Here is a 21,663-nt window from a genome sequence, read left to right on the forward strand (position 1 = left end):
GCAAAAGGCCTTAGCTGGGTCGCACGTCGAAGGAGAGGAATTGGGGCGCGTGGCAGGAGGTGCAGCGCACGCGGAGGACCGTGATGGCCCGGCCGTCACTCCCCGTGTGCCGCAATTGTAGAGCGTCCGGCACGCGCTCGAAGGTGCCACCGCAGGAGCAGCGCTCACTCCGGATGCGCTGGTCGGCCTGATCCAGGCTCTCCACGACCATCACGGTCGCCCCCTTCTCGCGCTCGCGCAGGTGACTCACGGAACGGGGAGGCGCGGCCCGCCGGGCCTTGCGCTCACTCAGGAACCGGCGCAGTCGCTGGGGAATGCCCAGCCACAAAGCAGCCACCACCAGCAGGAACACGGCGCTGATGGCGAGGCTGGTGTTCCTCGAGAGCTGCGGGGCGTTGGACGTGGACGAGGAGAGGACGCCTATCGGCGCGGCGAAGGCGAGGCCGAGCTCTGTGCTCATCTCCTTCACCGCCTCGACATGCCGGGCCAGTGCACCCGGCGCCACCCGGTCCGCCAGGCTCCGGTACTCCACCTGGTAGGTGAAGCCGCCAAACCCGGGGACCACCGACGTCTCCAGGCGTGAGGCGGGTCCCTCCACCGTCTTCTCCGAGGGGGCCACGTTCAACAGGGCGTCGGAGCGAATCTCCCAGCGCTCGCGGAGGTGCGTCGGGTGGGTGACCTCCACGGGATGGACACGCCCCTCGGTACGGCGGGGGAGGGCCAGCTCCCCGCTCACCTGCGCGGCGGCGATGCGCAGACCGCCATTGGCCCAGGCGTCCTCGAGCGTGTAGCGCTCCTCCAGCGTCACCGTGTTGGCGTCCGCGTCGTCCTGTACGCGCGGCGTGCCCTCGGACTTGAGCTTGGGGAAGAGGACGCGACGCTGATCGAGGAAGCGCGTGGTGAGCTGCTCCGCCGACAAGCCGGCCAGCCACGAGCGGGCCGTATCTGCCTTCGAGCGGGTGTAGCGGCTGGTGATGGCGAGCGTCCCAGTGCCATTGGGCTTCACCGAGAGCACATAGTGGGCATCCAGCTCCGGCCCCTCGGGCGGCGGCTGGGGAATGGACTCCAGGGCGGCGGTGCCGGGGGCGATCACCAGTGCCCTGGCATAAGGGAGCGGGCTGCGTGCGCCGAGCCGGCCTCGCTGATGGGTCATGGTGGCATCCACCCACTCGGTGCGTCCGGCTACTTGGGCGCGCACGATGACGTGGTTGAAGGCGTAGGGCGAGGGGAGCATGGAGGCCACGCCCCCCTGCTGACGGGAGTGCACCATGGCCACGTGGGCGGTGATGCCCAGCGGGCGCAGCAGAGTGGTCAGCAGGAGCGCCTTGTCCTTGCAGTCACCGAAGCGCTGGGCGAGCACCTGGCCCGGCGCATGGGGCTGGTGGGTGTTGGGGCCGAGCTCGATGCCCAGGTAGCGCACCTCGTCCTGGACGAAGCGCACCGCGGCGAGGAAGCGCGCTTCCTCGGTGGGAAGGGCGCGCCAGGACTCGGCCAGCGCCGTCAGTTCGGGCGAGCCTTCCAGTCCCTGCTGCAACGAGAGCCCCCAGGCGGCCACCTCGGCCCAGCTTTGGAAGCTGCTCACCTGCACATGGGGCCACATGGCCAGATCGTCGGGGACGCCGTCCTCCCCGGTGAAGGTGGGCACGTCCTTGCGTTCCCACCGGTACTCGCGCAGGCCACTCACCTCGCGCACCGTGGGCTCCACCGCCGCCACCGGGCCCTGGGTCTTGTAGTGAAGCTTCAGGTCCGCTGGGACGAGCAGCCGGTGGACCAGGTGGGCTACGGGCACCTCATTCGCCAGGGAGATCGCATCCAGGTGGTGTCCCCGGAAGAGCGGATGAGCCTCCTCCACCGTCCAGGACTCATCGAGCAGGTCTCCCGCGCGCACGTCCTGGAGGAAGGCGAGGGCAGTGCGCTTGTCGGTGTAGATGCCCACGTCCAGCTCGCGCTCCTGCTGAATCACCTTCACCTCCTCGGCGCGGAGGAGTTGGGTGCGCACGCCGTCGCGAGTCCGCCAGACGCCGTGCAGGCGCACCCGCTCGTGGGTGTTGGAGAACTTCACCTCGAGCTTGGAGCCCGTCTCCACGCCGCGGCTGCTGACCACGCGGCGCACCTGGCGGACGAAGCGCTCGGTCAGCTCCGGCGAGACGCGGACCTGTTCCTCGGACAGCAACACGTGGAGGCCCGAGACGGCGTCCTCCTCGCGCAGCGCGCGCCCGGCATCGATCGAGGTGGGCTCTACCCAAGAGGGAACCTCGGTCACTGGGATGGCGATCTCGGCGCTTGCGGGCAGCGTGGCGAGGGCGGACAGCAGCAGCAGGAATCGCGGGAGGAACATGGCGGGCGCATACTCCCAGGAGGGAGGTCGGGGAGGGAAGCGCCTGGGGTACCGCGCGAGGGTATTTCCTGACACCCTCCGTGAAGAGGAGCCGCATGTTCATGACACGCTGGCGCATTCGCTTCGAGCCAGGCGCTCTGGTGCTCAGGGGCTACCCGTTTCCGCGGGGCAGCCGGCCCTCGCGCATTCCCGCCGAGGCGCTGAGCGAGGTGTGTGTCGGGTGGTTCCCTCCTGCGGTGCGCACGCGCGAGGGCGAGTACCTCTTCGTGCCGGCGGCGCAGGCCCAGGAACTGGCGGACTTCGCGAGCCGGCACGGCATCCCCTTCGTGCGGCGGAACGATGTCTGGTCGTTCATCCTCGAGGAGTTCCTCGACACCGAGTTCTCGCCCGAGCTTCAGGAGGGGGCGCTGCGGTATCTCGAGAGCAATGGAGTGAGCCGCGCCGAGACGCAAGCGATGCGGGAGCGGGTCGGGAAGCGGATGTTGGCCCTGACGACCCTGACCTGGGAGTGGCAGCACTACGGCCTGTACGACGTGCTGAGCGCCATGCGGCCCTTCACGTTCATCACCGGCGGGTCGTTCTCCCGGTTCTACGAGGAGTCGATGCGGCTCGCGGATAGAGGCGGTGTGCTGCCGACGACCCGCGAGGAGTTCTCGCGGTGCTTTTCCAGCCAGGAGTCGGACGGTAAAGCCTCTTGAGTTACTTCAGGAAGAGGCGTCCGATGCTGCCGCGCTCCAGCGCGAGCCACAGCGCGCCATCGGGTCCAGCGGCGATGCCGTGCGGCTCTGAGCCGGCCGTTGGAAGCGCGAACTCCGCGTAGTCACCCGCGAGGGTGAGCCTTCCGATGTGGTTGTTGCCCCACTGGGTGAACCACAGTGCTCCGTCAGGACCCGTGACGATCGCGTGCGGCCGAGAGCCTTCACGAATCGGGTACTCCGTCACCTTTCCGTCCAGCGCGATTCGGCCGATCCGACTGGCCTGGATCTCGACGAACCACAGCGCACCGTCAGGGCCAGGCGCAATGCCAACCGGGCCGGCGCCCGCCGAAGGCAGCGGGTACTGGGTGAGCGTCCCCTCCACCGTGATTCGGCCGATGCTGTTCCCCTGGTTCTGGGTGAACCAGAGCGCCCCATCGGATCCCGGAGCGATCATGGAGGGGAAGGCTCCCGGCGTGGGAAGCGGATACTCGCGGACCTCACCGCTTGTGGTCATCCGGCCGATCTGGTTGACGCCTAGCTCGGTAAACCAGAGTGCGCCATCAGGACCCGATGCGATTCCGAACGGGCCCGCCCCGGGTGTGGGAAGCGGGAAGAGAACAAGCTCGCCGCTCCTCGTGATTCGCCCGAGCTGATTGCCCTGGTTCAGCGTGAACCAGAGCGCGCCGTCGGGTCCCGTCGTGATGATGGCCGGACGGCTGTCCCGAGAGGGCAGCGGGAAGACCTCGAGCTCGCCGCCCACCGAGATCCTGCCGATCCTCCCCGCGGTGATCTCCGTGAACCACAACGCGCCGTCCGGCCCGCTGGTGATGCCGTACGGTCCCGTGCCGGAATCGGCGATGACGTGCTCCTCGATGCCGACGTTCAATCGGGTCATGCTGTCGACGTATCACGGGAGGCACTGGAGGTGGACTGTGAAGACCCGGATCGTGATTGAGCTCGAGGTCAATGAGTCGGGCATTCCCTTCGCGGAGGAAGAAGGACTCCAAGGCGGCGTCGAGCTCATCGTCGGCCAGGTCCCCCGCCGTTCTCGCCGCTGACACCTCAGCGCGTGGGCATCAGCGTGGAGAGCGAGCGCTCCACCCGGGCCGAGCCGGGCCCGTAATCGCGCTCCGGCGCGGTGTAGAGGACGAGCACGAACCGGTTCTCGAGAGGAAGGAGGTACATGAGGGTCCGCGACGTGCCTTGCTGGAACTCGTAGCGCGCCACCGGTCCCGCGGGGAGCGTCCCATCCGTCGAGTTCAGCCGCTTGCCCGGTATCGGCACACCGGCGGAAGCCAGAATCCCCTCCGGTGGCGCGGTGACCTTGGGTGTCGAGCCCTCCACCGAGCGTAGCTCCAGGCCTCCTTCGAAGCGGGCCACGGCCGGTGGGCCCGGTTCCACGGTGAGCAGGGCCATGCCCGAAGGGGGCTCGTACTGGAGTCCGAGCGTGTTGAGCTCCGTCTTGCGCGAGCAGGCCACGGCACAGGACAGGAGCAGCCACAGGAGGAGTGTGGAGCGGTTCACGTGCGTGACTGTGCCACAGGTACGAGCTGCGGTGGCGGAACCTCGGGAACCTGTTTCCGCAGGCGGTGTCTGGTGTTTTCGCCCACGCATCGGAGGCCCCCATGGCCCTTCCTGTCAGACTCAAAGTCTTCAAGGGAGACGTGCTCGTCACGTCGCGAGAGTTCGAGCGCGACATCATCAAGATTGGCCGTCTCGCATCCGCGCACCTCTGTCTGGAGGACGAGAAGGTCAGCCGCATCCACTCCATCATCGAGGCAGGGGCCGATGGCGCTCTGTCCATCACCGACATGGGCAGTGTCGGGGGCACTCACGTCAACGGCAGGCGGGTGACCAAGGGGCGCATCACCTTCGGGGATGAGATTCGGGTGGGTGACACCACCCTGCGCCTGGAGAACCCGGTGGAGGTGGCCGCGCGGAACCTCGCCTCGGCTGTCGCGAGCGCCGAGCCCGTGCCCCCCGTTGTGCCGGAGCCCGCGCAGGTGCCGGTGCCTGTTGCTCCCGTGGTGGAAGTGGCCCGCGCTCCCGTCGCGCCTTCCATCATTCCCGCCGAGCGTGTGCGCCGGAGTCCGCCGCGTAAGGCCCGGGGGCCTCTCGGGGTGAGCCTGCGCTTCATGTGGGGCGATCGGAACGTGGGCGAGTTCTTTGTCGCACCGGGCGCGCGGAAGGGCTTCAGCGTGGGCAGCGCCGCGGGCGTGGACTTCGTCATGGGCGATGCGCGGCTGGGTACTCCCCGGTTCGAGGTACTGCGCACGGATGGCCAGGGCTTCACCGTCTGCTTCACCGGCAGGATGAAAGGCGGGCTCACCCGGAGCGGGGACACGCGCGACCTGCGGGCCGTCATCGAGTCTGGGCTCACCTCGCATGAGGGCGAGGCGCATGCGCTCACCCTGGAGACGGAGGACTTCCTCTGGATGGACCTGGGCGGCGTCCGGTTGGAGGTGTGCTTCCAGCCGGTGCCCCGCCGCGCGGTGGTGCCATGGACGGACTCGCTGGACTTCACCCTCGTCAACGTCTTCCTGGTGATGTTCTTCCTCGCGGCCTTCTTCGTCATCACCGCCGCCCATCAGGATGCGGACGCAACCGCGTATGCCGATGCGCTCTCCGGCGATTCGTCCCGGATCGCCAAACTCATCGTCAAGCCGCCCGAGGTGCAACGGAACCGGTTGCTCCAGCAGCTCGATACTCGCAAGAAGGAGAAGGAGGCCGTGCGCGAGGCGTCCAGGCCGCGCGAGGAGAAGCCCCGGACCAAGCGGGCCCCGAAGCTCGCGCGGAGCCTGCAGTTTGGCCTGAATGGGCCGAAGGGAATGCAGCGGGATGTTCGCGGCTTCGCGCGGAGCTTCTTCAAAGAGGGGAGCTCCTCCACCCTCTTCATCGGCAGCGGCTTCGCCGAGTTCATCAAGAGTTCCATGGACAAGGTCGAAGGCCCCCGGACCAGCAGTCTCGGCAACAACCTCGGTCTGCCGGGGCTGCGCGGCGAGCCTGGAAGTGGAGGGGGTGGCTCTCGCGACACCGTCGGCATCGGCAATGATGGAATTCGCGGCCGCTCCAACGGAGAGGCTGACTATGGCGAAGGGGTGGCGCGGCTCGGCCCGAAGAAGGGCTCCACCGTGATTGTCGCCAACGACGAGGCGCAGGTCTCCAGCCCGCTGGACCGGGAGCTCATCCGCCGCGTCATCCAGCTCAACCGCTCGCAGGTGCGCTACTGCTACGAGCACCTGCTCAACCGCTACCCGTCGCTCTCCGGCAAGGTGTCCGTGCGGTTCGTCATCTCCGCGGAGGGCTCGGTGGTCACTTCGGACGTGGCACAGGCCACCACGGACAACTCCGAGCTGGAGAAGTGTGTGGCGGGCAAGGTGCGCGGGTGGGTCTTCCCCAAGCTCAAGGGCGGAGGGCGCGTTGTGGTGACGTACCCGTTCCTCTTCAAGCCGGCCGGGGAGTAGCGCTCGGCAACCCGTTCGAGCGCCGTCCCCTGAAGCTCCTGCTCTTCAACGGCGGCGGGCGGTGCGTGCCGCCCGGCGGTGGCTCAGAAGAGGCAGATGCCGCAGTCCAGGGTGCAATGTGTGGTGCTCAGCCCGATGCCGCAGGACTCGGTGAACTGGCACTTGCGGTCACCACACGTGTAGATGTCCCGGGGGTGGATGCGGGTGGTGATGGGGGCGTAGGTGATGCCGTTGCGCGTGCACTGCGTGTAGTACGTGTTCGTGGGGTCGCGCGTGCAGCTCGCGGCACAGCTTCCCGCCTGGACGATGGGAGCGCAGGCACCAGCCCTGCCCAGGGCACATGCCCGCACGCTGCTCTCATGGCTGCCCAGAGGCCTGTCGTCGTTGCCGGCGAAGACGCCCTCGTTGGTGAAGAGGTTGCCGAAGAAGCAGCCCTCCCGCTGCGAGAACTCCTGGAGCTCCGCTGGCGTGGTGGCGATGGACTCTCCCCGCGCGTTCCTTCCCTGCACGGAGATGGCGACACGGCGCCCGAACTTGTTGACGTGGGCGGCCAGGCACGCGGAGACGAGTTGCTGCTCCGTCACAGTCGCAGGCTGTCCACTGGCCCAGTCCGGGGCCAGCCCCAGCGAGCCCTGCCAGACGTACGTTCTCCCCTTGCTATCCGTGAACGTGCGCGTCTCTCCAGCTTTCACGGCACAGGTGACGACGTACCGCATGACCGTCGCGGCCAGCGAGTCGTTCTGGTTGAACCAGGCCGAGAACTCGGCGCTGGTCAGCCCGTTGAAGGCGAGGCCATTGAAGGCCAGCCCGTTGAAGGCGAGGCCATTGAAGGCCAGCCCGTTGAGCGTCGCGCTGTTGGTGGACTGGAGCTCCTGCTCCTGCTGGGCAAGCTCCTCCTGGTGCTCGGGGATGGCCTCCACCGGGTTGCAGGCCACGGCGGCCAGCAGCAGCAGCACCGTGGTGCCTCGACGGATACCGCGGGTCCTCCGAGTTGCTGTGGTCTCCATGCGTTTCCCCCTCGAGTGGCTGGGTGTGTTCAGAAACTGGCCATGGACGAAAATGCAGCTATTCGAGCAATTCATGTAAGGGGTGTTCGTCAGTTCGCTGCCCGGGTGTCACTTCTGGATGTTTCGGGCGTAGCGGGGCGGACAGTTCACGAGGATTCCGTTCGCCGCCGGACGCTTGGGTAGGATGGGGACGCCGTCAGGGAGGACGGCCCCATGTCCGCACCCAAGCAACAGACCGCGTCCATGTTCGTCGACTTCGAGCGCGAGGCGTGGAGGGCTCTGCGCGCCGCGACCCCGCTGCTTCTCAGCGCGGAGGAGGTCGAGGGCCTGCGTGGGCTCGGGGAGCATCTGGACCTCGAGGAGGTGGCGGACGTCTACCTGCCGCTCTCCCGGTTGCTCAACCTGCATGTGGCCGCGACGCAGAGCCTCTGGACGGCGCAGCAGGCGTTCCTCGGCGGCTTCGCCCAGAAGGTGCCCTTCATCATCGGCATCGCGGGCAGCGTCGCGGTGGGCAAGAGCACCACGGCGCGCATCCTCCAGGCGCTGCTGTCCCGGTGGCCGGACCATCCGCACGTGGAGCTTGTCACCACGGACGGGTTCCTGTTCCCCAACCGCGTGCTCACCGAGCGCAACCTCATGCACCGCAAGGGCTTCCCGGAGAGCTATGACCGGCGCGCCTTGGTGCGCTTCCTCGCCGAGCTCAAGTCCGGTCGCGCCGAGGTGTCCGCGCCCGTCTACTCGCACCTCGTCTACGACATCGTCCCCGGCGAGGCGGTGGTGCTGCGGCGGCCGGACATCGTCATCCTCGAGGGGCTCAACGTCCTGCAGACGGGGCCGGTGGAGGGCGGGAAGCTGCCACAGACCTTCCTGTCGGACTTCTTCGACTTCTCCATCTACGTAGACGCGAGCGAGCAGGACATTCGCCGCTGGTACGTGGATCGCTTCCTCCACCTGCGGCAGACGGCGTTCCGCGATGAGCGCTCCTTCTTCCGGCGCTTCGCCGAGTTCACCGAGGAGCAGGCCATCGCGCGCGCCGAGTCCGTGTGGGGGGAGATCAACGGACCCAACCTGGCGCAGAACATCGCGCCCACCCGCTCGCGCGCACGGCTCATCCTCGTGAAGGGTGCGGACCACAAGGTGCGCCGCGTCCGCCTGCGGAAGATCTAGCTCGAAGGGTTCATCATGAAGTCTTCTCGTTCGCTCCTCCTCGTCCCCGCCGTCCTCCTGCTGTTCGTGCCTCCTGCCCTCGCGTGCCTGTGGGACAGCGACACCCTGAAGGAAGAGTCCATTGGTCTCGACGAGGTTGCCGCCGTGGTTCGGGGGCGGATCCTCAAGCACTCGACCACCTTCTATGAGCGCAAGGTGGCCTACACGCTGCCGTTGCTGGAGCAGGCAGATGTGAAGCCCGAGCGGTATGACGATCTCGCGGTGGCGTACGAGAAGCTCGGCCGCACCCAGGAGGCCATCGCGACGATGGAGGCCAAGGAGAAGCGCTTCCCCGGCCTGTACACCACGGCGGCCAACCTCGGCACCTTCTATGCCCACGCGGGCGATTACACGCGGGGGCTCGAGGAGCTGCGCCGCGCCATCGCCATCAACCCGGACGCCCACTTCGGCCGCGAGAAGTACCAGGTGAAGGCCATCGAGTACCTGCAACGGCTGGCTGTCACTCCCGAGCTCGTCCAGAAGGAGGAGCTGCTCGGCCTTCCGCTCGACCCGGGTGACTATCTCTTCGTCATGAATCCGAAGGAGGCCAGGCTGGGGCGGAAGAGACCCGAGCTTTCCAAGGACGTCCTGCAGGGCCTCGTGGGGATGATCCGCTTCGGCAGCGGCGAGAAGAGCCCGCACCTGTGGTTCAGCCTGGGCATGGCGCTGGCGTGGAATGGCCACAAGAACCTTGCCCTCCGCGCGATGCGCCGTGCGGAGCTCCTCGGCCATCCCCTGGCCAGTGAGCACGCCGAGCAGCTGTTTCGCACCATCAAGCCCTACGCCGACAAGGACTGGGGGAAGGTCAAGGCCGAGCTCGACTCAGAGTGGGCCAAGGGGCAAGCCTGGGCCCAGGAGAAGCAGCGCCAGGAGGATGCGCTGCTCGCCAAGGGCAAGGAGAAGCAGGTCTTCGGCTACTAAGCGCCGCTCCCCACGCGCAGCACGCGCCCGAAGCCCCTCTCCCGGCCCAGCGCGGGCGTGGGCACTCCCCCGTCCACCGCGAGCCGGCCGTTGATGAGCACCGTCTCCACGGCGCCACCGTTCTGGTTCACCAGCCGCACGAAGCCGTCGAAGCCCTCCATCGACGACTCCTGGGGCACGTCCAGTCCTTCACTGAGTCGCTCCGGGTCCAGCACCACCACGTCGGCCCTCCGGCCCGGCGCGAGTGTGCCGGCGTCCAGCCCGAGCCAGTCCGCTATCTCCCCCGTGAGTCGGTGTACCGCGCGCTCCATGGGCATCACGGGCTCTCCGCGCTGCTCCGCCTCGCGCACCAGCCGCAGCATCCGCAGCGGGAAGTTGTAGTGCGCCATGTTGCGCAGGTGCGCCCCCGCATCCGAGAAGCCGATGAGCACGTCCGGGTGGCTCACGATGGACTCCAGCTCCCGCGGCCGGTCATTGGCCATCACCGTGTACCAGCGCAGCTCCGGGCCGTAGCGCGCTACCAGGTCCAGGAAGGTGTCCACCACGTTCTGTCCTCGCTCTTGGGCAATGTCCGCGAACGAGCGGCCCACCAGTGTGGCGTCCGGCGCTTTCAGCACTCGCGACTGGTTGAAGTCCCGGTGGAACACCTTGGGCAGCAGCTTGCTCTTCCACTGCCGCTTGAACCACGCCCGGTACTTCGCGTCCTCCAGCAGCCGCTTGCGCTCCACCGCGTCCTGCAGGTGCAGCGCCGCAGCTCCCGCGCCGAACTCCTCGAAGACCACCAGGTCGATGCCGTCCGACCACAGGTCGAAGATCTCCGGCAGCGCCTGCCAGCGGAAGTCCGCCTTCAGCACCCGGTTGAAGAAGCGCGACGCCAGGCCAATCAGCCGGTGCAGTCCTCGGGTGGCGCGCGTATCCATCATGGAGATGACCGTCGTCTTCAGCGGCTGGCGCAGCAGCCCCACGCTCTCCCACAGGAAGAGGAGGACGTTCACCTTGGTGGTGATGTTGGGCACGCCCTGGAAGACGCGGCGCCGCTCGCGGAGGATGCGCGTGAAGCGGCGGTACTCGGACCAGCTCGCGAAGGTGGAGGGCAGGGGACGGCTGCGGATGGAGCGGCTGCCGCCAATCTTGTCCCACGGCAGCGTCATGATGGAGAGGCCGGCGTAGCCCTCGTCGAGCCCCTCGCGCAGCAGCGCCTCCATTCGGGCCAGCTCCTCGGACGAGGGCTTCACCGCAGGGTCCAGGCTGCGCTCCAGTCCCATCACGTGCGCCCGGATGGCCGAGTGGCCCACGAACGAGCCCACGTTGGGTCCCAGCGGCATCCCGTCCAGGTGGGTGAAGTACTCGCCCAGGGTCTCCCAGTCCTTCTTGCGCTCGAGCAGCGAGCGCACCGTGTCGTAGGGAATGGCCTCCACGCGGCAGAACTGGTCGGCGAGGTCCTCGGGTGTGCCCACCGCGAGGCTGAGTGAGCAGCTCCCCACCATCACCGAGGTGACGCCGTGGCGCACGGACTCGGAGAGCGAGGGGGCCAGCTCCACCTCGGCGTCGTAGTGGGTGTGCAGGTCGATGAACCCGGGCATCACCCAGCGGCCCGTGGCGTCGATGACGCGCGTGTCCGGCCCCGCGGGCAGGGGTGATTCGCTGATGGTCCGCACCCGTCCGTCGCGGATGCCCAGGTGCCGCACGCGGGGTGGGTTGCCGTGTCCATCGAAGAAGAGGCCGTTGGAGATGACGAGCTCGTCCATGGGGCCCTACCCTAGCCTCCTTGGCTCCTGCTTCCAGCCCGGAGCTGTCCCTACCTTTCCCTGAATGGCGATCGTCCGGGTCCTCAGGCGCGTACCGTGTCTCGCCCGCGGTCGCGGAGGTGCACGCCATGAGCCAACTCGTCATCAAGAAGTTCGCACAGCCCGATGAGCGGCGACCTTTCCTCTCGCACGGGCATTTGGATCTCCTTCATCTCGGCAGCAGTAACATTGGGATGGGAGTCTTCGAGCCAGGCTGGAAGTGGTCGAAGGACGTCCAGCCCATCGCCGGTACGCGGAGCTGCCAGTCCGCTCACTCGTGTTACGTCGTCTCCGGGAGCATGGAGGTCGTCATGGACGACGGCACCCGGTCCCTGCTCATCGCGGGCGATGTGGCCTACATTCCGCCAGGGCATGACGCGTGGGTGGTTGGCGACGAGACCTGCCTGCTGTTGGACTTCGAGGGGATGGCCGACTACGCGCGGCGCGAGACGTCCCAGCCCTCGCCGTCCATGCAGTAGTTCTGGAAGGGGGAGGGGGCACAGCAGGCCTGGTTCCGGCGGTACGGCGTGCTGGCGGGCTTGGGCCCACTTGCCCTGAAGGACTCGTTGCGCCTGCCTTGCTTTCCTTCCAAGACTCGCCCCTCCGAGCCGGTGGATGAAGCCCACTGGTGAGAGAGCCTGGGAGGCAGGGCCGCCAGATGAACGGGAAGACCGTAGTTGTGACCGGTGCGAATTCGGGGGTGGGGCTTGCCACCGCGACGGAGCTGGCTCGCAAGGGCGCCACCGTCGTGATGGCGTGCCGCAGTGCCGCGCGGGGTGAGCAGGCCCTGAAGGACGTCATCCAGCGCAGCGGCTCGGACAAGCTCGAGCTCATGCTGTGTGACCTCGGCTCGCTCGAGAGCGTCCGGAACTTCGCTCGCGAGCTCCAGAGCCGACACCAGAAGCTGGATGTGTTGATCAACAACGCGGGCGTCATCACCGTGAAGCGGGAGACGACGCGGGACGGGTTCGAGTCCCAGCTGGGGGTCAATCACCTCGGCCACTTCCTGCTGACGAACCTGCTGCTGGAGCCGTTGCGGCGGGCGCCCCAGGGGCGAGTCATCAACGTGTCCTCGGGCGCGCACAAGACGGGGTCCATCCACTGGGAGGATCCGCACCTGACGCAGAGCTTTGGCGTGTGGAAGGCCTATTCGCAGTCCAAGCTCGCCAACATCCTGTTCACGAAGGCACTCGCGGAGCGGCTCCGGGGCACGGCCGTCACCGCCAACTGCCTGCACCCGGGAGCGGTCGGGAGCAACTTCGGCGTGGATCGGCAGACCGGGTTCGGCAAGCCCATCATGGCGTTCCTCGGGCTCTTCTTCCTGACGCCGGAGCAGGGCGCCGAGACGTCCGTGTATCTGGCGACGAGCGACGAGGTGGCTTCCGTCTCGGGCGAGTACTTCTACAAGAAGAAGCGCGCACCCGTGTCGAAGAGGGCTCAGGACCGGGAGTCCGCCGAACGGCTGTGGTCGTGGAGTGAGAAGGAAGTAGGGTGGGCCGCGTAGGAGGGGAGCGATGAATCCTCGAACCGAAGTGGCCTTCCGCCGTGCCTATGATGACTTGATTGCGTTGTGGACCACCGCGCCCGAGTCACGGGATGTCGAGACGCCGAGCGCGCGGACGCGAGTACAGGTCTGGGGGCGGGAGGGGGCTCCCCCTTTGGTGCTTCTCCACGGGTTCAAGGTCACCTCCGGCATGTGGGCCGCGAATGCCCTGGAGCTCGGGAAGTCCTTCCGGGTCTATGCCGTCGACACCCCGGGTGACCACGGCTTCAGCGTGCCGCACCGTCCCCTGCTGCGCGTCGAGGATCTCCTCGGCTGGCTGGATGAGCTCCTCACCGCGCTGGGGCTGCCGCGGACGAACCTGGGCGGGATGTCGTACGGTGGGTGGCTCGCCGCGCAGTACGCCGCGCGGGCCCCAGAGCGGGTGTCGAAGCTGGTGATGCTCGCTCCCGGGGCCACCTTCGTGCGCTTCAACACGGCCTTCGTCCTGCGCGGCATTCCCTTCCTGATCTGGCCACGCCGGGACTGGGTCCATGCCTACCTGCGCTGGGCGGCCGTTCCGGCGGCGGAGGCGGGTGGCCCGTACGATGCGGTGATGAGCGGGATTGCCGACGTGATGTGGACGGGGCTTCGCCACTTTGGCTGGTACCCCGGACAGTGGCCGGGGGTGGTGAAGGAGGAGGTGCTGCGGCGCATCCACGCGCCGACGCTCCTGCTCGTCGGCCAGCAGGAGAAGATCTACGACGCGGAGCCGATGCTGGCCCGAGCGCGTTCACTCCTTCCGAACCTCACCTGTGAGGCGATTCCCGAGGCGAGCCACGACCTGCCGATTCGCCAGCCAGAAGTCGTGGCCGCGCGCCTCCGGGCCTTCCTCGACACGTGAACGTGCTGCGACTCCCTCTCCCTCTGGGAGAGGGCGGGGGGTGAGGGTCGTCCTCCTGGGGAAATCCCTCACCCTGACCCTCTCCCAGAGGGAGAGGGGACAGCTGGCGAATCAGCTCCGGTAGTCCGCGTTCTCGCTGATGTACTCGTGGCTGCGGTCCGCACCGAGCACCGTGCAGGTCGCCGGGCCGGTGCCGAGCTCCACCTCAATCTCCACCGAGCGCTCGTGCGGAGGGTACGTCACCTGCGGGCGGAAGGTGAGCCCATCCGCGGGCGGCACACTGGTGTAGAGCTCGGCGCCCTTCATGTGTGCCACCAGGGCCTTCTCCGTCTCGTTGTCGAGCCGGAAGGCACCGTGCTCGAGGATGACACGGCCTCCCATGCGCAGGGTGCAGCGGGAGAGGTCCACCTCGGGGTGGTGCGCTCCCACGTACTTGCCGATCGCCGCCACCAGCCGGCCCACGTTCGGGTCGTTCCCGTTCACCGCGCACTGGAAGAGCGGCGAGTTCACCACCGACTTGCCGATGCCCCGAGCCACGTCCTCGCTCGGCGCCCCGCGCACCTGCACGCGCATGACGTGGTGGACCCCCTCACCGTTGCGCACGATGTCTTCGGCCAGGTCGGCACACACCTGCTCCAGGGCGGCCTCGAACTCCTTCAGGCTGGGGCAGGGCACCTTGCGCGACGACAGCAGTGCCACCGTGTCCGACGTGCTCGTGTCGCTGTCCACGCTGATGCAGCCGAACGTCCTCGAGGCCACCGAGCGCAGCGCCGCGCGCAGCGCCTCGCGCGGCACGTCCACGTCCGTCATCAGGAAGACGAGCATGGTGGCCAGGTTGGGCTCAATCATCCCCGCCCCCTTGGCGATGCCCACGATGCTTCCCTCTCCGATCCGGGCCCGGCGGACCTTGGGGTACAGGTCCGTCGTCATGATGCCCTCGGCGGCGGGCAGCACCGACCCGCCCTCGAGCGACGAGACGGCCTTGGGCACCGCCTCCACCATGGCGTCCACCGGCAGCCGCCAGCCAATGACGCCCGTGGAGCAGGGCAGCACCTGCGAGGCGCTCAGCCCCAGCCCTCCGGCCACCGCCGCGCACAGCCGCTCGGAGGCCTCGACGCCCCCGGGCGCGCAGACGTTGCTCACCTTGTTGTTCACCACCAGCGCGCCCAGCGTGGGCTCCTCCAGCCGCTTGCGGCCGATGAGCACCGGCGCTCCGGGGAAGGCGTTCTTCGTGAAGACCGCCGCGAACGACGGGGTCGGCTCGTCGAGCACCAGGAGCGTGAGGTTCATCTTCGCCGGCTTGGCCACCTCGGCGGGCATGAACTCGAGGCGCGTGCGCCCGACGCGGAAGCCGCGCGGCAGGGCGGAGTGGTGCTCCAGCCAGCTCCGGTGGGACTCGGCGGACGGGAAGATCAGGTGCGTGCTGGGAATGGCGGTACCTCGCTGCGGAGAGATAAGCGCTTGCTGCCGCAATCCCGGGCGCGAATCAATGGGGGAGATGCCCGTCCGCCCGCTCCAGGGCTAGGGAGGCGTTGGTCGGAGCTGCTCCTGGGGGATGATCTGCTTGCTCTGGCTGGGGCTCGACCAGTGCAACCGCATGATGGCCAGCCCCGTCTGCTCGAAGTACTCCACCCGGAGGGCATAGGCGCGACCTGCCTGTAGCGTGATGGTGCCCCGGTTCTCGGTGGTGGTGTGGATGGTCCAGTCGTCGATGAGCAGCTTGCCGTCCACCCAGAGCCGGGCCCCGTCATTGGACTGGGTATAGAAGGTGTACGTCTCCGAGTACTGGGGCACCACGCTTCCGGTCCAGCGCGCCGAGAAGTTGTTGCCATCCAGGGTCGGGTCCGGCGAGCCCGTTTCCCAGCGGAAGTCCACGGTGGAGTCCACCCGCTCCAGCTTCAGGCCCGTGAAGTTGGGCTCATCGAAGTACTCCGCCCGCAGGCCTTGGGCCGGGGCGGTCACCTCCCGGAACACCGCCGTGTATTGAGCGTCCGCGGTGGGTTTGACTTCCTGGTTCGCCGCCCCCCCGTGGTTCCAGCGGTCGAAGACGTACGTCTTTCCCTCCTTCACCTGGGGAGAGCTGGCTCCGAGTGCGCGCACCACGCCGGCCACGGTCTCCACTTCCAACGGGGTCGGTTGGGGTTGCCCATCGAGCGCCAGCTGCAGCCCCGTGGGCGCGGTGCTCATCCGCAGCTTCACCTTCCGGGGCCGCACGTCTCGGAAGAGCTCGTGGGCGGCCCCGCCGGAGTCCTCCACTCGCAGGTGGATGCGGTACCACACGTTGGCGGCCGTCTCGCCCCGGTCCGGCACGGTGAACGTCCCACTCTTGGCCCCGCGCGTGGACGGAATGAAGGGGTGCAGGTGGGTGTCGTGGTGGAAGTCCACGCGCCAGGTGAAGGTGCTGGCTGGCAGCACCCCATCCTCGGCGTCCGTGCCCAGGCCCGCGTAGGCGATGACGTTGTCCGCGCTGTAGAGCGTCCCTTCCACGGGCAGCTGGATGGTGGCGACGGGCGAGGTGTTGCTCCTCACGGTGAGGGTGGCCTCGTTGCTCAGCACCGAGCCGTAGTCGTTGGACACCCGCACACGGAAGCGGGCCCCCGAGTCCGTGAGCGTCACCGCTGCCAGGGTGACGCTCGCGGACGTCTGTCCCGCCATGTCGGCGCCATTGCGCTGCCACTGGTAGCGCAGCGGCGGCGTCCCAGTGGCGCCTACCGTGAAGGTGATGGACTGGCCGGGCCGCGTTGTCAGGCTCACGGGGTGGGTCGCGAGCGTAGGGGCCTCGTTGGCCGCCGTGTAGCGGATGCGGCGCACCGAGTCGTCCGCGCGATCCAGGTAGTACAGGCTGCCGTCCGGTCCGACGTCGAGGTCCACGGGCGCCTCCAGCCCCGTGGCGAAGACGGCGACGGCGCCATTCTTCGGGTCATACGTGCGGATCCACCCATTGCAGTAGTCCGAGAAGAAGTAGCGCCCCGTGTACTCCGCGGGGAACTGGGCTTGGGCCGGGTTGTAGAAGACGCCCCCGGTGATGGCGCAGCCGCGGCTGGTGCCCGAGCCGTGCTCATAGGCGAACAGCGGGGCGCGGTAGCGCGGGTCCGTCGAGGGGCCCTCCGTTTCCGGCCAGCCGTAGTTGGCTCCGGCAACGCCCTCGTTGATCTCCTCCCAGTCGCCCGCCCCGACGTCGTTGATGAAGATGCGGCCGGTGCCTGGCTGCACGGCGAAGCCGAAGGGGTTGCGCAGGCCGAGCGCCCAGATGGCCCGGTTGCTGCCCGTGGTGCGCGTATAGAAGGGGTTGTCCGTGGGGATGGAGCCGTCCTTCTCCAGCCGCAGCATCTTGCCCAGCAGCGTGTCGAGGCGCTGTGCCCGGTCCGAGCGCGTGTTCTCCCCCACGGCCACGTAGAGCTTGCCGCCGGGCCCGAACTGGAGGGCGCCCCCGTTGTGGTTGCTGGCCCCCAAGGGTTCGAGCTCGAGGAGGATGCGCTCGCTGCCGGGTACGGCCAGGTTGCCGTTCGCGGTGAAGCGGCTGAGGCGGTTGTGCAGCTGGGGCGAGGTGGCCGTGTAGTAGACGTACACGTAGGGCTGGCGGGGGAAGTCTGGATCCAACACCACGCCGAGCAGGCCCCGCTCTCCGCTGCTGTTCGTCGTCACCGTCAGGAATGGCGCGCTCAGCAGCTTGCCGTCCTGGATGACCCGAAGCCGGCCCTCCTGCTCACACACGAAGATGCGCCCATCCGGTGCGATGGTCATGGAGGTCGCCGAGTCCAGATCGTCGACGACCACCGTGTCCGTGAAGCGGGTAGGCACCGCGGCTGCCTCCGCCTGTTGAGGACGAGGGCTCGTGGCCGGCTCTCCCTCTGTACAGCCCCACAGCAGAAAAACGCAGGCGAGTGCCCGAAGAGAATCGCTACGCATGACGACGCTCCAGTCCGATGGGGAGCACCAACGGCCCCCCAGTGGAATTCGGCGCGAAGCTGTAGCGGGGGCTCCGCACGTGCTCGGGAAGGCATGGGGCAAGGGAATCCACGTACGTCCGCTGCTGGATGGTGCGGGCGCGGAGTGGGTTTCATCTGGCATCAACCCCGCTCCTGGGGGCGGTGGGTGTGCGGGCGTCTTCTGGCGGGTGCCACCCTGGGTGTGGGTTCACTCGCGCAAGGAGGGGAACGGGAGCTCTTGCGTCCACGGCTTGTAGCAATGACCGTTTGGAACTGAACCCCATCTCTCCAAGCCCTGGACTTTACGGGGAATTGGACTGGACTGGTTTGTGCTCAAACAATATGGGAGGAGTGACTCAACAGGCCTGCGCACCGTGTACACCGTCGAAATCAGCCCATCCGCGTGGAATCAGCTCGCCCACCTGTCACTGGAGACCTACCGGCGCATCCGCGAGGAACTGGATGCTGTCGCCAGCGCCCTCGCCGAGGAGTGCAAGGAGGTCCTCCCCGGCAGGATGAAGGGCTCGGGACATCCGACCTCGACTCCCTCGGTGGTGGTGGATGATGCGATTGCGCTCTACGACGTGGACCATGAGCACCAGCGCGTCCTGCTGCTGGAGGTAGCGCGCCGGCTCCCGAGAGAGCTTTAGAGGCGGGCCTGGCGCCAGGTAGATGGGCCGCCAGGCAGGCGAGAGAGCGGTACCTGGCCTTGGGAACTGGGCTCCAGCGAGGGCCGGCGTCCACATTTTTTGGACATGTCCACGCACCAGCCAGTCGCCGGAGCCGGGGAGCGGCGCCGCCTCTGTGACTTCATCCGGGAGCAGCGCGAGCTGATCCTCGCGGAGTGGGAGCGCGCGGTGCGGCTCATTCCCTATACGCGCCAGCTCTCTCATTTCCGATTGCTGAACCATCTGCCGCCCTTGCTGGACCGGATGGCGGACCTGGTGGAGGGCGTCCACACTGGAGCGCAGGGCTCGCTGGAGGAGTGGCCGGAGATCCATGCGCTGCAGCGGCTGGACGTGGGATTCGACCTGGAGCAGGTGACCCACGAGTACTCGCTGCTGCGCTCCAGTGTCCTGCGGCTCTATGGGCAGTACGTGGGCCACCAAGGCGAGCGGGACGTGGAGACACTGCTGCGGGAGGTCGAGCGCCTCAACCAGACGTTTGATGAGGCGGTGGCCATTGCCGTGGCGCGCTACTCGCGGGCCCGCGAGCGCACCCTGGTCGCGCTGGAGCGCATCTCCGAGGCGGCGCTTGGCTCGGAGGACCTGGACACCTTCCTGGAGCGGCTGCTGCGCGTGGTGCTGGAGACGACCGAGGCGGTGGACACCGTCACGTTGCTGCTGCTCGAGGGGGACGTGCTCCGGGCGCGTGCCTCGGTGGGCTTGGAGCAGGAGGTGGCCGCTGGCTTTGGGCTCCGGGTGGGCGAGGGCTTGGCGGGGAAGGTCGCCGCCGAGCGGCGCCCGCTGGAGGTGCGCTCGGCGGCAACGGATCCGCTGGTGAAGAGCCAGGTGCTCCGGCAGCGGGGAACGCGCGCCCTCTATGGGGTGCCGCTCATCGCCGGGGAGGAGGTCATCGGCGTGGCGCAAATGGGCAGCATCACCGCCTTCGAGTTCTCCAACGAGGACAAGCTCCTGTTTCGGGCGATGGTGAGCCGGGCTTCAGCGCTGCTGGTGCAGACCCGGCTGGCCACCCGTGAGCGCGAGGCTCAAGAGACGATGCGCACGCATGAGGAGCTGCTGCGCCTGGTCATCGAGCAGAGCGGGGATGCCATCATCGTGACGGACGAGCAGGGCGTGCTGCGCGTCTTCAACGCGGAGGCCGAGCGCCAGCACGGCGTCACCCGCCAGCAGGTGGCCGCGCCCGAGTGGACGGCTACCTACGGTCTGCTCAACCAGGAGGGGCAGCCCCTGGCCCTGGAGGAGACGGCGCTGTACCGGGCCCTCCAGGGGGAGACGGTCACCGGGGCTCGCTGGAAGGTCCGGCGCCCGGATGGCTCGGAGCTCATCCTCAATGGCACCGCCTCGCCCGTGCTTCGATCCGATGGCACCTCGGCCGGTGCGGTGCTCTCCGCCCGGGACGAGACGGAGCGGCTGGGGCACGAGGCGGAGCAGTCCGAGACGCTCGCCCTGCTGGACTCGCTGCTGTCCACCGCGCCCATTGGCCTGGCCTTCGTGGACCGGGAGCTGCGCTATGTGCGCGTCAACCGCATGCTCGCGGACATCAACGGCAGGCCCGTGGAGAAGACGCTGGGGCGCACCGTGCGCGAGGTGCTTCCCCAGTATGCCGAGCTCCTGGAGCCCCTGCTGCGCCAGGTCTTCGAGATGGGTGAGCCCCTTCGGGACAGAGAGCTGGCCCATCCCGTGGCGGCCGATGGGGAGAAAATCCACCACTACCTGTTGAGCTTCTACCCGGTGCGGGACACGCGAGACGTGGTGCGCTGGGTGGGCACGGTGGTGGTGGACATCACCGAGCGCCAGCGCACGGAGGAGGAGCTGCGCCGGACAGCGGAATTCCGTGAGCGCTTCCTGGGCATCGTCTCGCATGATCTGCGCAATCCGCTCAACGCCATCCTCCTGTCCGCCAATGCGTTGATGTGCTCGGAGGACCTGTCTCCCCGCCACCTCAAGCCCGTGCGCCGCATCATCAGCAGTGCCGAGCGCATGGCGCGGATGATTGGCGAGCTGCTGGACTTCACGCGAGGGCGGCTGGGGGGTGGCATTCCCGTGTCACCCCAGCACCTCAACCTGCGCCACCTCGTGCGGCATGCGATGGACGAGCTGGATGCGGGCCACCCCGGGCGCGAGCTGCGGTTGGAGGCAGCGGGGAACTTCGAGGGCGATTGGGATCCGGACCGGCTCTCCCAGGTGATTGGAAACCTGGGCAAGAACGCGCTCGACTACAGCCCCGAGGGGACGCCTGTGCGCCTGCTGCTGCGCGACGAGGACGAGAGCGTTGTCCTGGAGGTGAACAACGCGGGCCCGCCCATCCCGGCCGAGCTGCTGCCCGCCATCTTCGAGCCCTTCCGGCGGCTTGCGCGGGACAGCCCGCACCCGGCCTCGGGCCTGGGGCTGGGCCTCTACATCGTTGCGCAGATCGTCCAAGGCCATGGCGGCACCATCTCGGTGCGCTCCAACGCGGAGGAGGGCACTACCTTCACGGTGCGGTTGCCCCGGACTCGAGGCGGGCCTTCTCCTGCTCCATGAGGCCGCGCACGTGGTCGCGCAGCGTGGTGGCGTCGGGGAAGGCGCGCGGGTCCACGGGCTCGAGGACGCGGACCTTGCAGTCCGCCCGGAACTTGAGCAGCAGCCCGTGCTTGGGCAGGGTGTTCCCCGTGCCGGTCAGCACGATGGGGATGAGCGGGCAGCCCTGGTTGTGGGCCAGCCGGAAGGCGCCCTCCTTGAAGGGCAGCAGTTGGTTGTCCGGCGAGCGCGTGCCCTCGGGGAAGAGGAGCACCGGCACGCCCCGGTTCAGCCAGCGCTCGCACTCGGCCATCATCTTCGCGATGCTGTCCTTGTCCCCGCGTACCAACCCCACGTAGCGGTTGAGGTACATGTTCCAGCCGAGGAACGGCAGCTCGAAGTTGCTGGCCTTGGAGACCCACTTGAAGGGCCGGTAGAGGCCGAAGAGCACGAGGATGTCGCCCAGGGACTGGTGGTTGGACACCAGCACCGCGGGTCCGTGCCAGGGCAGGCGCTCGCGGCCCTCGATTCGCAGCCGCCAGCCGGGAGTCACCCAGAAGTAGAGCTGCGCCCAGGCACAGGAGAACAGGTGCAGCACCCGGCCGTTGCGATCAAAGGGCCACGTCACCAGGAAGATGACGAGCGCGACGCAGAAGAGGACGGCGGAGCTTGCCGCGAAGAACGACCAGAAGAGCACCGAGTGGAGCCAGCGCATGTCACCTTGCTCCGGTGGGCCGGAGGAAAGGC

At 68.1% G+C, this 21,663-nt stretch carries 18 protein-coding genes; 10 read left to right on the forward strand and 8 right to left on the reverse strand.

Features of this window, described 5'->3' with window-relative positions; genetic code table 11:
• Positions 1 to 10: 10 nt before the first annotated feature.
• Positions 11 to 2,338, reverse strand: a complete 2,328-nt coding sequence (locus OV287_RS12545) for a DUF3857 domain-containing protein (protein ID WP_267534263.1) — start codon at positions 2,336 to 2,338, stop codon at positions 11 to 13.
• A 101-nt stretch (positions 2,339 to 2,439) separates the two neighbouring features.
• Here OV287_RS12545 and OV287_RS12550 point away from each other — a divergent pair, with 101 nt between their 5' ends.
• Complete coding sequence (locus tag OV287_RS12550; RefSeq protein WP_267534264.1) at positions 2,440 to 3,036, forward strand: hypothetical protein; 597 nt, start codon at positions 2,440 to 2,442, stop codon at positions 3,034 to 3,036.
• A gap of 1 nt (position 3,037) precedes the next feature.
• Here the strand turns inward: OV287_RS12550 and OV287_RS12555 are convergent, their stop codons facing one another.
• Complete coding sequence (locus OV287_RS12555; RefSeq protein WP_267534265.1) at positions 3,038 to 3,931, reverse strand: Vgb family protein; 894 nt, start codon at positions 3,929 to 3,931, stop codon at positions 3,038 to 3,040.
• Positions 3,932 to 3,968: 37 nt separating this feature from the next.
• Between OV287_RS12555 and OV287_RS12560 the strand changes: the two genes are divergently transcribed.
• Positions 3,969 to 4,094, forward strand: a complete 126-nt coding sequence (locus tag OV287_RS12560) for a hypothetical protein (RefSeq protein ID WP_267534266.1) — start codon at positions 3,969 to 3,971, stop codon at positions 4,092 to 4,094.
• A 4-nt stretch (positions 4,095 to 4,098) separates the two neighbouring features.
• Here OV287_RS12560 and OV287_RS12565 read toward each other — a convergent pair whose 3' ends face one another.
• A complete protein-coding gene (locus OV287_RS12565; RefSeq protein ID WP_267534267.1) occupies positions 4,099 to 4,560 on the reverse strand; it encodes a hypothetical protein in 462 nt (153 codons plus the stop codon).
• Positions 4,561 to 4,661: 101 nt separating this feature from the next.
• Here OV287_RS12565 and OV287_RS12570 point away from each other — a divergent pair, with 101 nt between their 5' ends.
• Entirely contained in the window at positions 4,662 to 6,500 is a 1,839-nt protein-coding gene (locus OV287_RS12570; protein WP_267534268.1) for an AgmX/PglI C-terminal domain-containing protein, read from the forward strand.
• A gap of 83 nt (positions 6,501 to 6,583) precedes the next feature.
• Here OV287_RS12570 and OV287_RS12575 read toward each other — a convergent pair whose 3' ends face one another.
• Complete coding sequence (locus OV287_RS12575) at positions 6,584 to 7,507, reverse strand: hypothetical protein (RefSeq protein WP_267534269.1); 924 nt, start codon at positions 7,505 to 7,507, stop codon at positions 6,584 to 6,586.
• A gap of 213 nt (positions 7,508 to 7,720) precedes the next feature.
• On the opposite strand from OV287_RS12575, the gene coaA reads away from it, so the two are divergent.
• Positions 7,721 to 8,674, forward strand: coding sequence for a type I pantothenate kinase (coaA, locus tag OV287_RS12580; RefSeq protein ID WP_267534270.1), 954 nt, complete (start codon positions 7,721 to 7,723; stop codon positions 8,672 to 8,674).
• Positions 8,675 to 8,689: 15 nt separating this feature from the next.
• Positions 8,690 to 9,634, forward strand: a complete 945-nt coding sequence (locus OV287_RS12585; protein WP_267534271.1) for a tetratricopeptide repeat protein — start codon at positions 8,690 to 8,692, stop codon at positions 9,632 to 9,634.
• Here OV287_RS12585 and OV287_RS12590 read toward each other — a convergent pair.
• Positions 9,631 to 11,382, reverse strand: coding sequence for an N-acyl-D-amino-acid deacylase family protein (locus OV287_RS12590; RefSeq protein ID WP_267534272.1), 1,752 nt, complete (start codon positions 11,380 to 11,382; stop codon positions 9,631 to 9,633). The two genes, OV287_RS12585 and OV287_RS12590, sit on opposite strands and share 4 nt — an antisense overlap.
• A gap of 128 nt (positions 11,383 to 11,510) precedes the next feature.
• On the opposite strand from OV287_RS12590, the gene OV287_RS12595 reads away from it, so the two are divergent.
• The 3 genes from OV287_RS12595 (at position 11,511) to OV287_RS12605 (ending at position 13,805) form a co-directional block, all read left to right on the forward strand.
• Positions 11,511 to 11,900 (forward strand): cupin domain-containing protein, encoded by a 390-nt coding sequence (locus tag OV287_RS12595; RefSeq protein WP_267534273.1) that lies wholly within the window; start codon positions 11,511 to 11,513, stop codon positions 11,898 to 11,900.
• Between the two features lie 179 nt (positions 11,901 to 12,079).
• On the forward strand, positions 12,080 to 12,925 hold the full coding sequence (locus OV287_RS12600) for an SDR family oxidoreductase (protein WP_267534274.1): 846 nt from the start codon (positions 12,080 to 12,082) through the stop codon (positions 12,923 to 12,925).
• A 10-nt stretch (positions 12,926 to 12,935) separates the two neighbouring features.
• Positions 12,936 to 13,805: an alpha/beta fold hydrolase gene (locus OV287_RS12605; protein ID WP_267534275.1), complete on the forward strand. Its 870-nt coding sequence runs from the start codon at positions 12,936 to 12,938 to the stop codon at positions 13,803 to 13,805.
• Between the two features lie 111 nt (positions 13,806 to 13,916).
• Here OV287_RS12605 and argJ read toward each other — a convergent pair whose 3' ends face one another.
• Together argJ and OV287_RS12615 are read right to left on the reverse strand one after the other, a co-directional pair.
• Positions 13,917 to 15,278 (reverse strand): bifunctional glutamate N-acetyltransferase/amino-acid acetyltransferase ArgJ, encoded by a 1,362-nt coding sequence (gene argJ, locus OV287_RS12610; RefSeq protein ID WP_267534276.1) that lies wholly within the window; start codon positions 15,276 to 15,278, stop codon positions 13,917 to 13,919.
• A gap of 48 nt (positions 15,279 to 15,326) precedes the next feature.
• Positions 15,327 to 17,606: a PQQ-dependent sugar dehydrogenase gene (locus OV287_RS12615; protein WP_267534277.1), complete on the reverse strand. Its 2,280-nt coding sequence runs from the start codon at positions 17,604 to 17,606 to the stop codon at positions 15,327 to 15,329.
• Positions 17,607 to 18,108: 502 nt separating this feature from the next.
• Here OV287_RS12615 and OV287_RS12620 point away from each other — a divergent pair.
• A complete protein-coding gene (locus OV287_RS12620; RefSeq protein ID WP_267534278.1) occupies positions 18,109 to 18,384 on the forward strand; it encodes a type II toxin-antitoxin system RelE family toxin in 276 nt (91 codons plus the stop codon).
• A 105-nt stretch (positions 18,385 to 18,489) separates the two neighbouring features.
• A complete protein-coding gene (locus OV287_RS12625; RefSeq protein WP_267534279.1) occupies positions 18,490 to 20,940 on the forward strand; it encodes an ATP-binding protein in 2,451 nt (816 codons plus the stop codon).
• Here the strand turns inward: OV287_RS12625 and OV287_RS12630 are convergent.
• Complete coding sequence (locus OV287_RS12630; protein WP_267534280.1) at positions 20,891 to 21,631, reverse strand: lysophospholipid acyltransferase family protein; 741 nt, start codon at positions 21,629 to 21,631, stop codon at positions 20,891 to 20,893. The genes OV287_RS12625 and OV287_RS12630 overlap by 50 nt on opposite strands.
• Positions 21,632 to 21,663: the final 32 nt, after the last annotated feature.

It is taken from the genome of Archangium lansingense, assembly GCF_026626635.1.
Classification (GTDB): domain Bacteria; phylum Myxococcota; class Myxococcia; order Myxococcales; family Myxococcaceae; genus Archangium; species Archangium lansingense.

Bases quoted from the DNA above. Each gene is read 5' to 3' on its own strand.
- OV287_RS12545 (WP_267534263.1), bottom strand. From the start codon at position 2,338: ATGTTCCTCCCGCGATTCCTGCTGCTGCTGTCCGCCCTCGCCACGCTG.
- OV287_RS12550 (WP_267534264.1), top strand. From the start codon at position 2,440: ATGACACGCTGGCGCATTCGCTTCGAGCCAGGCGCTCTGGTGCTCAGG.
- OV287_RS12555 (WP_267534265.1), bottom strand. From the start codon at position 3,931: ATGACCCGATTGAACGTCGGCATCGAGGAGCACGTCATCGCCGATTCC.
- OV287_RS12570 (WP_267534268.1), top strand. From the start codon at position 4,662: ATGGCCCTTCCTGTCAGACTCAAAGTCTTCAAGGGAGACGTGCTCGTC.
- OV287_RS12575 (WP_267534269.1), bottom strand. From the start codon at position 7,507: ATGGAGACCACAGCAACTCGGAGGACCCGCGGTATCCGTCGAGGCACC.
- coaA (WP_267534270.1), top strand. From the start codon at position 7,721: ATGTCCGCACCCAAGCAACAGACCGCGTCCATGTTCGTCGACTTCGAG.
- OV287_RS12585 (WP_267534271.1), top strand. From the start codon at position 8,690: ATGAAGTCTTCTCGTTCGCTCCTCCTCGTCCCCGCCGTCCTCCTGCTG.
- OV287_RS12590 (WP_267534272.1), bottom strand. From the start codon at position 11,382: ATGGACGAGCTCGTCATCTCCAACGGCCTCTTCTTCGATGGACACGGC.
- OV287_RS12595 (WP_267534273.1), top strand. From the start codon at position 11,511: ATGAGCCAACTCGTCATCAAGAAGTTCGCACAGCCCGATGAGCGGCGA.
- OV287_RS12600 (WP_267534274.1), top strand. From the start codon at position 12,080: ATGAACGGGAAGACCGTAGTTGTGACCGGTGCGAATTCGGGGGTGGGG.
- OV287_RS12605 (WP_267534275.1), top strand. From the start codon at position 12,936: ATGAATCCTCGAACCGAAGTGGCCTTCCGCCGTGCCTATGATGACTTG.
- OV287_RS12625 (WP_267534279.1), top strand. From the start codon at position 18,490: ATGTCCACGCACCAGCCAGTCGCCGGAGCCGGGGAGCGGCGCCGCCTC.
- OV287_RS12630 (WP_267534280.1), bottom strand. From the start codon at position 21,631: ATGCGCTGGCTCCACTCGGTGCTCTTCTGGTCGTTCTTCGCGGCAAGC.